The sequence below is a fragment of the Sphingobium sp. OAS761 genome (assembly GCF_024168485.1).
Taxonomy (GTDB): domain Bacteria; phylum Pseudomonadota; class Alphaproteobacteria; order Sphingomonadales; family Sphingomonadaceae; genus Sphingobium.
In genome coordinates, this window is the sequence record NZ_JALJVY010000027.1 from 1 (window position 1) to 7,465 (window position 7,465).

Below are 7,465 nucleotides of genomic sequence, written 5' to 3' on the forward strand. Positions count from 1 at the left end.
GCTCCCCTACAACTGGCTAGATAGCCGCGCTCCCGTCAGCGCCGTCATCGATCAGGCCGCCTAACGCCTCCCAGTGGGAGTGTTTTAGCGCTTACGCCTAAGGCGTATTGCATGCTTCGCGTGGCTCACGCGCGCGACGGAAATGATAGATCCTTACGGCAGTATCGCTAAAGACTCGCCATTGCGTCATCGACAGTGCGACGCGCATCCAATTTTTCGGAGTGCTGTTCCGGGACAGTCGGAAAACGTAACGGAGCTGCAATCGCCATGTCCTCATGGGATTTCTGCCGGCGCGACTCGCTCACCAGATTGAAGATCATGATTGTAGGAGGCTTGCAAAACCTGCCGGATCGATCAGCGCACGATGTTCTTCGAGTAGAAGATCGGCAAGTCCAACTGGCCATAAATGCCCGGCGCCGCCTCGCAAATCCGGCCTATCGCGTTGATCGGGTGAAGGGCGGTGATTGAACAGCCGTCGTAGACGCTCATCTCCAGCTCCGTATGAAAACTGGGCGTGCCGGTGATTGTGATCTGATACCCACCCTCGGCGTTGTGCAGCGGTTGCTCGAAATCGGGGCCTGCGTCAGGATGGACACGCTCGATCTTCCGATAGACAACAAGCGGCTTGCCCTGATACATGCCTGTCATAGTCCATCGGATCGCCGCTGTCGTCCCGGCCTTCACCAAGCCGATCGCAACCTCGAAATCGAAATCGAGCCCAGCTGTTTCCCAGCTCGACGTGACTTCGTCTAACGTAACGCCCAGATATTCGCCGATGCCCCAGAGCGTGCTCTCATGCCAGCCCCGACCCATGTCGCCGGTATACATCTCAGGCAGATGGTCGAGCGGTTGACCGAAGCCATAAGTTCGACTGGAATCGACGCCGGCATAATTCCCGATGTCGCATACTTCGGCAACTTTCACGGACTCGACCTTGCCGGCGCCTGCCAGCAGCGCAAACAGGTGCCCTATGGTCATCCAGCCCGGGTCCGTACCGCCGCAGAAGATGGAGGAGCCGCCCTTGCGACAGGCGGCCTCGATCGGCTCCACATACTCGCGTCGGCCATAACGGGGCACAACCAAGTCCATCAGGGCAGGAGTCACGCAATTGGTCCCCGCTTCAAGGAACGGAATCACGTCGGCGACACACTGCGCTTCGCGATGGGCGTAGTTGCCCTGATAGACTAGGCAGTCAGCGTTCAGAGCAAGCAACGCAGCGACATCGCTTGTGGCAATGATCCCAGTCTTCTGGCGAGTCCCGGCGATATCGCCGGCATCTCGCCCGACCTTGTCCGGGGACCAGGCGTGAAGACCGACCAGTTCGTACTCTGGATGATCGACCAGATGCCTAAGGCCAGGCATTCCGATCGGTCCGGTACCCCAAACGATCACACGCTTTCTAGTCATCCTGTACTCCATACCGCACAGGATCGCACCTGCCGCGTTTATGGGGGCCACCTCATAAGGCATGTCTGCTTAGTGGTAGCAGGTCATGCTGCAGATACGAACGCGTCCCGCCCACAATTACAATCGTAATTCCTTGATCGCTAAGGGCATCAACGCGCAGCCTTGCGCATCGCGTCAAACGGCACATCGGACAACGCACCTGACAAACCCCCGTCGACGAGAATGTCCGTGCCGGAGAGGAACGAGGCCTTGTCCGATGCGAGAAAAGCCACGACGTCGGCAATCTCGTCCATCGTCCCCTCGCGCTTCTGCGGCGAGAGATCGAACAATCGGCGTTTGGCCGGGTTGTTGGCGAACTCCTTGGCCCCCATCGGCGTTGCAATTAATCCGGGCGACAATGAGACAATCCGGCCTCCTCGTGTTCCCCAGTCCTTCGCACGCCGCCGGGCAAGCATGAGCAAGCCAAATTTCGAAAGTTGATAGGCCATATTGGAATCCGCGCGCTCGGCACCTACCAACCCACGCAACTCGTCCGGCAGATCCTCCGAAGATGCCCTGTCCCGCAACACGCTCAGAACGCCGTCGTCGAACCCGCAGACGTGCGCTCCCAAAGAGGAAATCAGAATCGCCGCCGCACCAGGCACCGCATGAGGCAGGAGCGCATCTGACATCAGGGCGGCCCCCGTAAGGTTGACGCGAATAATGGTGTCGAAATCCCCCATCGTCGGAGACAGGCCGGCAACGTGCGCGAGCACGCGCACGCCGCCCTGCCGCCCTATCCGCTCGACGAGCGCCGCGACGTTATCGGGCGAGGTGATATCGCATTGAGCCGTGTCGACACACCCGCCTCCCTCGCGCAGTTCATCAGCCACTGCGGCGGCCCGTTGCTCATCGATATCGACGAGCAAAATCCTGTAATCAGCGGCAAGCGTCCGAGCCACGGCAGCCCCCATGCCGCCTGCCCCCACAACCACCGCCAGTTGCATGCTATCCATTGTGCCCGTCCCTCTCCACGCGTTGTTCAATGCATCAGCAAGTCGAAGGCACCTTTCAACAAGGTCGGCTCGTCCTGCCGCAGCCCGATGGTCAAATCCTGGCTATACTTTTTTTCAGATTATATTTTTCGACCGGAAGGTTCGTTTCGATACTCGCCCGGCCGTCGGCAAACGTCAGGTCCAACTCGTCCAGAATTGGCTTAAGCTTCTCCTGCGCCCAGGCCTTCTTGAGGAAAGTCGTCTCGCTCGGCAGGTTGCTATCGAGCCTCGGTTCGTAACCGCGCAATACCAGCTTGGAAACAAGGCCCAGATGCAGCTCGGTCACACCGTCGGCCGAGCCTTCGTGCAGCGCCATTGCGAGATAATGACCGAAACGCATGATGTTTGACAGACCGTGCGAGCCGTGAAGGTGGACAGCGCGTACAACGACGTCTTCGGCGATCTTCGCCATGGCGGCCTTGACTGCACTGATCATCTTGCGACCTTCGGCCCCATGCTCCATCTGCTGATCGAACAGCCATGCGGTATAGAGGACTAGCAGCCGGTATTGCGTCCACTCGATATAGCTTTGGGCAATGGTGTGCTGCACCGCCTGTTTTGTCGCGATCGGCTTGCCACCCGAGAAGCGGCTGACGGCGCGCTCGGCCATCATGTCGATCAGATGCTTGACGAGACCGATATTCCGCTGGGCGTGGTGAAGCCTGCCTCCTCCAAGGCGCGACTGCGCAACCTTGAAGCCCTCGCCGACCGGACCCAGGCGCGCCGAGTCCGGTACGCGCACATCGTTGAACCTGATCCAGGGGTGACCACCGGTGTTCGGTGCATCCGTCCAGAAGCCGATGTCGCGCACGATCTCAAACCCCGGAGCGTCTCTTGGCACGATAAACATCGTCGCCCGCTCGTACGGCGCCGCGTCGGGATCTGACGCGGCCATCACAATAATAAACGCGGCATTCCGCGCGTTTGACGAATACCACTTGTCACCCGTGATCACCCAGTCATCGCCGTCCCGGCGCGCGACGCACTGCAGGTTCGTCGGGTCCGACCCCCCCTGAGGTTCGGTCATCGCGAAAGTTGAAAAGATCTCGCCATCGAGCAAGGGCTGAAGATAGGTCTTCTTCTGCTCCTCCGTGCCGAACATCGCCAATATCTCAGAATTGCCCGTGTCAGGACCCTGGCAACCGAATATTACCGACCCGAATGCCGACAGCCCGAGCATTTCGTTCATATAAGTCAGCTTGACGGCACCGACTCCGCTACCACCAAGATGAGGTGGCAAGTGCGCAGCCCAAAGGCCTTGCGCTTTCACTTCCTTTTGGAGGTGAAGGACAATCTTGCGAAGCGCTTTGTTGCTCAGATCGAACGGCGCATCCAGGTCATAGTCGTAAATGTGCTCCAAAGGACGCACCTTATTTTCGACGAACTCCTTCATCCAGTCCAGTTTGGCTTGAAACTCGCTATCAATGCTGAAATCAACCATTTCTGCGTCTACCCTTATTCCGCTTCTGCGCTTCGGGTCTGCAACTGCCGCCGGGATCGGGTCCCCACGCGCTTGGACCACCTGCAAGTTTTCTAACGTACGATAGATTGGGTATACCTGCGCCCGCGCATTGCGCAAGCGAAAAGCGGCGGTCGAGCCTAGCTGTTTTAGGGTCCGGATCTGTAATTGCAGAGCGAGGCGGTGTGATCCCTTGAGGGTTTCATGGATCTGTCCGCACTGGCCGAGCCGGAGCTTGGCCGTGCTGTATCGGGTCTCACAGAGGCGAACGTTGCATTGACTCGACGCGGGCTTTTCGGCCCATCTGACTACCTTCGCAGATCGTTCGTCCCTGCGTTCCCTCGCGGGACACCGCCCTCGGATCAGCTTTGAGGCTTCACCGCTGGCAAACAGGTTCTATCCTACCTCACGCCTGGAACAAAGTGCCATCGCGCAGCATGGCATGCATGATGACCGCGAGGCGGCGGGCAAGGGCTACGCGGGCCTTTTTGAGGCCTCGGCGCTTGGCGATCTTCATGGCCCATGCCTTCAGGGCGAAGGTCTCCCGGCTTCGAGTGAGGATCGAGTTGGCGGCTTCGTAGAGTAGCTTGCGCACCATACTGTCACCTTGCTTGGTGATCCTGCCGGTCCAGTCGAGCTCACCCGACTGATGGCGTCGGGGTACCAAGCCGAAGTAGGCGCCGGCATTGCGTGATTGCCGGAAGCGTCCGGCCTCATCGACTGCAGCGGCGAAGGCGGCTGAGGTCTGAACGCCAACACCCGGTATGGTCATCAGGATTTCGCAGGCCTGTGACTGGCTGGCGATGATGCGCAGCCGCCGGTCCATTTTCTTGATCTGCTCGACCAACTCCGCGCGCACGGACAGCAGGGACGTGATAGCATCGCCAAGGCCCGGGATGTGTACCGCCTGCATGGTACGTTCGAGGAATGCCTTGCCTTGTCCAGCCCCGGGGCGATAGCCAAACGTGGCGCAAAGCCCACGGATCATGTTGTCGAGCCGGACACGCGCTTCCACCAGATGGCTACGCGCGGTGATCGCGCTGCGAACCCCATGCGCTGCCGGTGATTTGACGTGCACCTCCTTGTAGAAGCCCGTGCGCGCCAGTTGCGCGAGACCGGCAGCATCGTGAGGGTCGGTCTTGTTTGCCTTCATGGCCTTCAGACTCTGATGCGCCTGGCGGGCGTCAATGCATACCACCGGAACGCCTCGTTCGCGCAGGCCAAGGCAGATCGCAGGCGACATGCGGCCCGTTTCGATCACAGCTCGCTCGATTGGGCCGTAGCGCTCCAGCATCATGGCGGTCGCCTCAGGGGAGCTTTCCACCTTCTCCGACACAAGCTTTCGACCATTTTCGTCAACGATGCAGACCTGTGTGCTTTCCATCGACAGGTCCAATCCGGCATAATGCTTCATGGCTGCTTCCTTCCTTCAGGATTCGACAACCAGAAGTGTGCGCCTCAACCGAGGTCCGAGGAAGCAGCCGCAATTACACGATGACTCACTACAGCCGCCAAATGACGGCGGCGGCGAGGCTGATGGCCCCCATGAAGTTTTTGATGTTGCGGTCGAAGCGGGTTGCGATGCGGCGCCAGTCTTTGAGGCGGCAGAACATTCGCTCGACGACGTTGCGCTGTTTTTAGATGGCGCGGTCGTAATCGTACTGGATCTTGCGGTTTTTGCGAGGCGGAATGACGGGTTCGGTGCCGCGCTCGATGAGCCGTTCGCGCAATGCCTGGCTGTCGTATCCTTTGTCCGCCACGAGTTCGGCAGAAGGTGGCATTGCTTCGATGCAGAGCCGTGCAACCTTGCAATCATGCACGTTTCCGGGCGTCAGGAGCAGGACGCAGGGGCGGCCCCCTTCGTCGCAGACGGCGTGGAGTTTGGTGTTCCGTCCGCCTTTCGTGCGGCCGATACCATGAGCCAAGGCCCCCTTTTCCGCCGCCTGCGCAGCGGTGGACCTTGATACAACTGCTGTCGATGAACAGCCTGTCTGGGGCCTCTCCTTCTCCCGCCAGCGCGCTGAAGATGCCTTCCCAAATGCCACGCTCGGACCATCGCACGAACCGGTTGTACAGCGTCTTCTTCGATCCATAAACGTCAGCACAGTCAGCCCAACGACCGCCGCAGCGAAGGGCCTGGACGATCCCACTCAACACACGCCGATCATCCACGCGCGCCTTGCCGCGTACGTCGGTCGGAAGTAGCAGCTCGATCCGAGCCCACTGCGTATCGGAGAACCAAAAGAAATCAGACATCTCACCGCCTCCTCGTTGAGGCAGTGAATCACGATCGGAGAACCTTGAAAAGGCGGTTATTGGGTCATCGTGTAATTTGTGGCTGCTTCCTCGGGCCGGCTGAGCGGCGCACCTTCTAGTTGTCGAAACGTGAAGGAAGGAAGCAGCCATGAAGCACTATGCCGGAATAGATCTATCGATGGAAACGTCGCACGTCTGCGTTGTCGACGCCGAAGGGTGCAAGGTCGCGGCGCAAGGCGTGGACAGCACGCCGGAAGCGATCGCCGCGATGCTGGAACGCCATGGCCCGGTGGAACGCGCGGTGATCGAGACCGGCAGGATGACGCCATGGATCGCGCGAGGCCTGCACGAGCTGGGCGTAGCGATCGTGTGCATCGATGCACGGCAAGCGCACCAAAGCCTCAAGGCGATGAAGGCGAACAAGACCGATCCGCATGACGCCGCCGGCCTTGCGCAACTGGCTCGGGCTGGCTTCTACAAGGAAGTGCACGTCAAGTCGCCCACGTCTCATGGTGTGCGCTCGGTAATCACAGCCCGTGTGCACCTGGTCGAAGCGCGCGTCCGGCTCGACAACACCATCCGGGGGCTGTGCGCCACCTTCGGGATCAGGCCAGGAGCCGGTCAGGGCGAGCGGTTCCTTGCGCGGGTGCAGACTGCCGTCGCCATCCCGGGTCTTGGCGAGGCGGTGACCTCGCTCCTCCGGGCGCGGATCGGGCTGGTCGACGAGATCCGTCGGATGGACCGCGAACTCAAGACGATCAGCATCGCCTCTCCGGCTTGCCAGGCCTCATGAGCATCCCCGGTGTCGGCGTGCAGACCTCGGCAGCGTTAGCCGCCGCTGTCGATGAGGCGGGCAGGTTCAGTCGGTCGCGAACGGCAGGCGCCTACTTCGGCCTTGTCCCGCGCCGACACCAGTCGGGCGAGCTCGACTGGACCGGCCGGATCACCAAGCAAGGCGACGGCACTGTCCGCAAGCTCCTCTACGAGGCTGCCAACTCGATCCTGACGCGCACACGACAGACCTTCGCACTGAAGACCTGGGCGCTGAAGATCGCGAAGCGACGCGGCCTCAAGAAAGCCCGGGTCGCGCTCGCCCGCCGCCTTGCCGTCATCATGCACGCCATGCTGCGCGACGGCACCTTGTTCGAGGCCTGAAATGAGGTAAGCTCTCGTTCGCCAGCGGTGATGCTCTCCAGCTGACCCGATGGCGGTGTCCCGCGAGGCTGTCCGTCGTCAGAACATTCGGCACAACTCGCGGCGTAAATTAGCGGAGTGCGGGCCTCGTCAGGGGGTTGATGTTAAGCGGCGA

The 7,465-nt window shown here is 60.5% G+C and carries 4 protein-coding genes and 2 pseudogenes; 1 reads left to right on the forward strand and 5 read right to left on the reverse strand.

Annotation, left to right across the window (positions count from 1 at the left end; genetic code table 11):
* Nucleotides 1-354: 354 nt before the first annotated feature.
* The 5 genes and pseudogenes from J3E64_RS20450 to J3E64_RS20470 form a co-directional block, all read right to left on the reverse strand.
* Complete coding sequence (locus J3E64_RS20450; protein ID WP_253345098.1) at nucleotides 355-1,407, reverse strand: hypothetical protein; 1,053 nt, start codon at nucleotides 1,405-1,407, stop codon at nucleotides 355-357.
* 149 nt (nucleotides 1,408-1,556) lie between these two features.
* The gene (locus tag J3E64_RS20455; protein ID WP_253345100.1) at nucleotides 1,557-2,393 is read right to left on the reverse strand and encodes an SDR family oxidoreductase; all 837 of its coding nucleotides are present in this window, start codon (nucleotides 2,391-2,393) and stop codon (nucleotides 1,557-1,559) included.
* 100 nt (nucleotides 2,394-2,493) lie between these two features.
* Nucleotides 2,494-3,882 (reverse strand): acyl-CoA dehydrogenase family protein, encoded by a 1,389-nt coding sequence (locus J3E64_RS20460; RefSeq protein WP_253345102.1) that lies wholly within the window; start codon nucleotides 3,880-3,882, stop codon nucleotides 2,494-2,496.
* 424 nt (nucleotides 3,883-4,306) lie between these two features.
* Nucleotides 4,307-5,314 carry an IS110 family transposase gene (locus J3E64_RS20465; RefSeq protein WP_253345103.1) on the reverse strand — a complete coding sequence of 336 codons (1,008 nt, stop codon included), beginning with the start codon at nucleotides 5,312-5,314 and terminating at the stop codon, nucleotides 4,307-4,309.
* Nucleotides 5,315-5,402: 88 nt separating this feature from the next.
* A pseudogene (locus J3E64_RS20470) lies at nucleotides 5,403-6,156 on the reverse strand (IS5 family transposase).
* Nucleotides 6,157-6,304: 148 nt separating this feature from the next.
* Here J3E64_RS20470 and J3E64_RS20475 point away from each other — a divergent pair.
* Nucleotides 6,305-7,311: pseudogene (locus tag J3E64_RS20475) on the forward strand (IS110 family transposase).
* The last annotated feature ends 154 nt before the right edge of the window (nucleotides 7,312-7,465 follow it).